This is a genomic window from Promicromonospora kroppenstedtii DSM 19349, assembly GCF_000515355.1.
Classification (GTDB): Bacteria; Actinomycetota; Actinomycetes; order Actinomycetales; family Cellulomonadaceae; genus Promicromonospora; species Promicromonospora kroppenstedtii.
On the sequence record NZ_KI911760.1, the window covers coordinates 237640 to 242446 of the forward strand.

Below are 4807 nucleotides of genomic sequence, written 5' to 3' on the forward strand. Positions count from 1 at the left end.
CCCGAGCCCCGCGCCCCGAGCCCGCGCCCGCGCCCGCGAGAACCCCGGATCAGCCGCCGAACGCCGCCGCGTTCCTCCGTGCCCAATCGGCGAAGGCGCGCGCCGGCCGGCCCAGCACCTTCTCGATGTCGGGACTGACCAGCTGTTCCTCGGCCGTCGGCTCGCCCAGGATCGCAAGCGTGCCGTCAACGACCGACTCGGGGATGTAGGCGAGCATCTCGGCGCGCGCCTGCTCCCGGGTCTGCTCGGCGAAGGTGAGCGGAACGCCGAGCGCCCCTGCGAGCGCCTCCGTCCGCTCGCGCGGCGAGACGGCGGCGGGACCCGTCAGCACATAGGCGCGGCCCGCGTGCCCGTGGTCGGCCAACGTGGCGGCTGCGACCTCGGCGATGTCCAGCGGGTCGACGGCGGGTAGCGCGACGTCGCCGAACGGCGCGTGGACGGCCCGTTCCGATCGGACCGTCGGGACCCAGGCGAGCGCGTTGCTGGCGAAGTCGGCGGGCCGTAGCAGCGTCCACTCCAGGCCCGAGCCCTGCACCCGCTTCTCCAGCTCGGCGAGCGGACCGTGCGATGCCGATCCAGCGCGGGTGACGGCGCCCAGCGAGGACAGCAGGACGAGCCGCCGCACACCGGCATCGGCGGCGATACCGATGATCCGCTCGGTGTCCAGGTGCCCGCCCGAGCCCGGCACCAGCAGGAACATGGCGTCCGCGCCGTCGACGGCAGCGCGCAGGCTCGCCGGTTCTGCCAGGTCGGCACTCACCCCGCGGACCTGCGGGTCGTCGAGCGGGGCGGCACCCGCGCGGGAGACGGCGGTGACGTCGTGACCGCGGCGGACGAGCTCTGCGACCAGCGGCCGGCCGATGTTCCCCGTGGCTCCGGTGATGACGATCATGGGTGCTCCTTGTCGGTAGGACACGGCCCTGAACCAGGGCCGGACGACCCCTGCGGCCGCCGTGCCGCCGACGTTACGAGCGTCAGTACAGTAGGTTCCCTCAGGAAAGTATTGGAGCCTGCCATGTCGAACGCGACCGCCGCCGCGAAGCCGGGTGCCGGCACCTGGAGCCCGCAGCCCGACGACGACCCCGCGACCGCCTGCCCGATCTCGCCGGTCGTGGACCTCGTGTTCAGCCGGTGGACCACCCCGATCCTGTGGGTGCTGCAGGCGCACGGGACCCAGCGCTTCGTCGAGCTGGAGCGGCGCATCGGGGTGACGCCGAAGGTGCTGACCCAGCGCCTGCGCCAGCTGGAACGGGACGGCCTGGTCCAGCGCAGGATCTACGCGGAGGTCCCACCGCGCGTGGAGTACGAGATCACCGAGCTGGGCGGCAGCCTGCAGACCGTCTTCGCCGCGCTGGGCGAGTGGGGCGACGCGCACATGCCCGACGTCGAGCGGTCGCGCGCCGCGTACACGGGCCCGCTCCCCCGCTGAGCCCACCTCCGGCCGGGCGGTCGACGCCGGCGGTGCACGCCGGTCGGCAAAAGGTCAGGTGGTCGGCAACCCGAGCTGCCGACCACCTGACCTTCTACCGACCACCCACCCGATGCCGACCCCGCGGCGCCGGACAGGGCGTCACGCCTGGACGAACCGCAGCAGCGCCTCGTTCACCTCGTCGGCGTGGGTCCAGAGCAGGCCGTGCGGCGCGCCCTCGACCTCGACGTACTCGGCCTCGGGGAACGCCGCGTGGAAGGCGCGCCCGGTGGCGTCGATCGGCAGGATGTTGTCCTTGGTCCCGTGCAGGATCAGGGACGGCTTGCCCGCGGCGCGCACGGCGGCGACGTCGGCCCGGAAGTCCTCGATCCACGCGGGGACCACCGCGTACGCGGCGACCGGAGCGCTGCCCGTCGCGGTGTTCCAGCTCGCCGTGACGGCCTCCTGGCTGATCCGCGAGCCGAGGTTCTCGTCCAGGTTGTAGAAGTCCTGGTAGAAGTTCGTGAACCAGGCGAAGCGGTCGGCGCGGGCCGCCGCCTCGATGCCGTCGAAGACGGACTGCGGCACGCCGTTGGGGTTGTCATCGGCCGCCACGAGGAACGGCTCGAGCGAGGCGAGGAACGCGAGCTTGGCGACGCGCTCGTGGCCGTGGTTCTTGACGTAGCGGGCGAGCTCACCGGTGCCCATCGAGAAGCCGACGAGGATGACGTCGCGCAGGTCCAGCGTGTTGAGCACCGTGTCCAGGTCGGCGGCGAACGTGTCGTAGTCGTACCCGGCCCCGACCTTGCTCGACTTGCCGAACCCCCGGCGGTCGTACGTGATCACGCGGTAGCCGGCCGCGATCAGCTCACGCGACTGCCGCTCCCAGCTGTTGCCGTCGAGCGGGTACCCGTGGATGAGAACGACCGGCTGCCCCGAGCCGTGGTCCTCGTAGTAGAGCTCGGTGGTGGTGCTGTTCTCGGTGCCGACGGTGATGAAACCCATGGTCAGTTCCTCTCCTGAAACCTCTGCCCGGCTGAGAACGGTCGTTCTCTGCCGATGTCCGCTACAGTAGAGAACGAACGTTCTCCGCGCAAGTCGTGCGGAGGGAGATGTGGGGTGAGATCGGATGATCGACGAGAAGACCGCTCGGGAGGCAGTGGTCCAGGCCGCGGACGAGCTGTTCTACGCGCACGGCGTCCAGGCTGTGGGCATGGACGCGGTGCGGACGGCGGCGGGCGTCTCGCTCAAGCGGATCTACTCGCTCTTCGCCTCGAAGGACGAGCTGATCGTCGCCGTGCTCAACCACCGCACCGCGATCTGGGACACCGGGCTCGCCTCGGCGTCCGAGCGGGCGACGTCGGCCCGCGAGCGCATCCTCGCGATCTTCGACTTCCTCGACGCCTGGTTCCGGGAGCCGAGCTTCAGGGGCTGCGCCTTCATCAACACGCACGGCGAGCTGGGCTCCACCTCGACGGCGGTGGCGGACACCGTCCGCGAGCAGAAGCGAGCCTTCCAGAAGTACGTCGCCCAGCTCGTGGCCGACGCCGGTGCGCCGCCTGCCCTGGCGCCCCAGCTCGCCATCCTGGCCGAGGGCGCGCAGACCACGGCCGCCATCGCGGGCACCCCGGAGGCCGCACACCAGGCCCGCGCGGCCGCCGAGACCCTCCTGGACGTTGCGACCGCCGCCCACGCCTGACCCCGCCCGACCCCCGGGCGTCCGACCCCCCCGGCGTCGACCGCAGCCGGCCCCTCATGCGGCGCGAGAGGATGTAGACATGACGACCGACAAGACCGGCACCGCGCGGGACGGGGCGCAGCTCCCCCTGCAGACCGGACCGCACGAGGGCGACTTCGCGTTCCGGTGGGCGTACGGCAACCCGGAGGCCCCGTTCACCATCGTGGAGTTCGGCGACTTCGAGTGCCCGTACTGCGGCGCGGCCAAGCCCGTGCTGCACGAGCTCGTCAACGGCTCGGACGGCCAGGTCCGCCTGGTGTGGCGGCACTTCCCCCTGTTCGAGCCCCACCCGTACGCGCTCACCGCAGCCCTGGCGGCCGAGGCCGCGGGGCACCAGGGCGCGTTCTGGCCGATGGCGGGCCTGCTCTTCAAGCACCAGGACAGCCTCGACGACGCGTCGATCGTCCGGTACGGCGAGCAGCTCGACCTGGACACCTCCGCACTGGTGGGCGACGGGGCGCAGAAGTTCGCCGACGCCGTCCGCACGGACTACCAGGACGGCATCGACGCCGGGGTGCACGGAACGCCCACCCTGTTCATCAACGGCGAGCCGTACACCGACGGCGTCACCGTCACCGACCTGCGGGACACGATGGGGCTGTCGCGCAAGCGCGCGTCCCGCTGGGGCTGGTAGGTGCCTGCCGGCGCGCGAGCAGAGCACGCAGGTGACCGACGATCTCGTCCGGAGCCTGCTCGGCCATGAAGTGCCCGGCGGTCACCGTGCGGTGGACGAGGTCGGCGGCCCAGGCGGACCACAGGCCGGCGGCGTCGTAGCCGAGCGCGGCGCCCCAGTCCTGCTGGAGCACGGTGACGGGCATGGGCAGCCGGCGTCCTGCGGCCCTGTCGGCCTCGTCGTGCTCGATGTCGATCCCGGCTGACGCCCGGTAGTCCGCCACGATCGAGGGGACCGCCTCGCGGGAGGCCCGCAGGTACTCCGCCCGGACCTCGGGCGGGATCGCCTCCTGGCTGGTGCCCCAGGCGTCGAGGAAGAACGCGAAGAACTCGTCGGCGGCGCCCTCGATCATCCGCTCCGGGAGGCCGGGCGGCTGGGCCATCAGGTACAGGTGGAACGCGACGGCGGCGTTCGCGCCGTGCAGCACGTCCCACATGTCGAGGGTCGGGAGCACGTCCAGGATCGCCAGGTGGGTCACGCGGTCGGGGTGGTCCAGGCCGGCGCGGACGGCGACGAGGGCGCCACGGTCGTGGCCGGCGAGCGCGAACGTCTCGTGGCCGAGGGCCCGCGCGAGGTCCACGACGTCCTGCGCCATGGTCCGCTTGGAGTAGGTGTCCCGGTCCTGCTCGGCCGGCTTGTCGCTGTCCCCGTACCCGCGCAGGTCGGGGACGATCACGGTGTGGTCGCCGGCGAGGTCTGTCGCGACGTGCCGCCACATCAGGTGGGTCTGCGGGAATCCGTGCAGCAGGACCACCGGGCTGCCGGCGCCGCCGACCGCTACGTTGAGGTGCACGTCGCCCACGGCGACGCGCTGGTACCCGAACTCAGGGATCTTCGTTGTCATGCCCCCAATCTCCGCCACGTGGATGAGCAGCTGATGAGTGACCGACCAGGAGCGCACGTCGCGACGTCGACGCAGGTCCGGGTGGGCGTGCTCGGCCCGGTCACCGCCTGGGTCGACGACGCCGAGGCGGCGCTGGGCGGCCCG

At 72.2% G+C, this 4807-nt stretch carries 6 protein-coding genes; 3 read left to right on the top strand and 3 right to left on the bottom strand.

The genetic code is table 11. The features are described 5' to 3' along the window. Positions 1-49: 49 nt before the first annotated feature. Positions 50-892, bottom strand: coding sequence for an NAD(P)H-binding protein (locus tag PROKR_RS28385; RefSeq protein WP_036970568.1), 843 nt, complete (start codon positions 890-892; stop codon positions 50-52). Positions 893-1015: 123 nt separating this feature from the next. Between PROKR_RS28385 and PROKR_RS28390 the strand changes: the two genes are divergently transcribed. Further along, positions 1016-1429, top strand: a complete 414-nt coding sequence (locus PROKR_RS28390) for a winged helix-turn-helix transcriptional regulator (RefSeq protein ID WP_036970569.1) — start codon at positions 1016-1018, stop codon at positions 1427-1429. Positions 1430-1570: 141 nt separating this feature from the next. Here the strand turns inward: PROKR_RS28390 and PROKR_RS28395 are convergent, their stop codons facing one another. Further along, a complete protein-coding gene (locus PROKR_RS28395) occupies positions 1571-2413 on the bottom strand; it encodes an alpha/beta fold hydrolase (RefSeq protein WP_036970571.1) in 843 nt (280 codons plus the stop codon). 124 nt (positions 2414-2537) lie between these two features. Between PROKR_RS28395 and PROKR_RS28400 the strand changes: the two genes are divergently transcribed. Then, complete coding sequence (locus tag PROKR_RS28400; protein ID WP_036970573.1) at positions 2538-3107, top strand: TetR/AcrR family transcriptional regulator; 570 nt, start codon at positions 2538-2540, stop codon at positions 3105-3107. Between the two features lie 79 nt (positions 3108-3186). After that, complete coding sequence (locus PROKR_RS28405) at positions 3187-3780, top strand: DsbA family protein (protein ID WP_036970575.1); 594 nt, start codon at positions 3187-3189, stop codon at positions 3778-3780. On the opposite strand, the gene PROKR_RS28410 is transcribed toward PROKR_RS28405, so the two are convergent. Further along, the gene (locus PROKR_RS28410) at positions 3719-4663 is read right to left on the bottom strand and encodes an alpha/beta fold hydrolase (RefSeq protein WP_036970806.1); all 945 of its coding nucleotides are present in this window, start codon (positions 4661-4663) and stop codon (positions 3719-3721) included. The genes PROKR_RS28405 and PROKR_RS28410 overlap by 62 nt on opposite strands. Positions 4664-4807: the final 144 nt, after the last annotated feature.

Excerpts from the sequence above, each read along its gene's own strand:
- PROKR_RS28385 (WP_036970568.1), bottom strand. The coding sequence starts at position 892 with ATGATCGTCATCACCGGAGCCACGGGGAACATCGGCCGGCCGCTGGTC.
- PROKR_RS28390 (WP_036970569.1), top strand. The coding sequence starts at position 1,016 with ATGTCGAACGCGACCGCCGCCGCGAAGCCGGGTGCCGGCACCTGGAGC.
- PROKR_RS28395 (WP_036970571.1), bottom strand. The coding sequence starts at position 2,413 with ATGGGTTTCATCACCGTCGGCACCGAGAACAGCACCACCACCGAGCTC.
- PROKR_RS28400 (WP_036970573.1), top strand. The coding sequence starts at position 2,538 with ATGATCGACGAGAAGACCGCTCGGGAGGCAGTGGTCCAGGCCGCGGAC.
- PROKR_RS28405 (WP_036970575.1), top strand. The coding sequence starts at position 3,187 with ATGACGACCGACAAGACCGGCACCGCGCGGGACGGGGCGCAGCTCCCC.
- PROKR_RS28410 (WP_036970806.1), bottom strand. The coding sequence starts at position 4,663 with ATGACAACGAAGATCCCTGAGTTCGGGTACCAGCGCGTCGCCGTGGGC.